At 48.8% G+C, this 256-nt stretch carries 1 rRNA gene; it reads right to left on the reverse strand.

The annotated features are described in order from the left end of the window. Window positions 1-65, reverse strand: a 16S ribosomal RNA gene (locus VSR34_RS39130); the annotation flags it as partial. Window positions 66-256: the final 191 nt, after the last annotated feature.

Raw genomic sequence — 256 nt, forward strand, 5'->3', positions numbered from 1 at the left:
CCGACTTGCATGTGTAAGGCATGCCGCCAGCGTTCAATCTGAGCCAGGATCAAACTCTTCAGTTCAATACCTGTTACTGTTTTCGGTTCGGTTAAGAACCGGTCGCTCACTCAAAGCTGACAGGTTTTCTGAATAAATTCAAAAACCTGACTTACTTTAGTGTGAGACTCTTGATACTTTTGCTGTTCCGGCTTCGCCCCGAAAGGCAAGGCCGGGTCGCCACCGCATCAAGCGCCCACACTTATCGGCTGTAAAT

The organism is Paraburkholderia sp. JHI2823 (assembly GCF_038900695.1).
Lineage (GTDB): Bacteria > Pseudomonadota > Gammaproteobacteria > Burkholderiales > Burkholderiaceae > Paraburkholderia > Paraburkholderia mimosarum.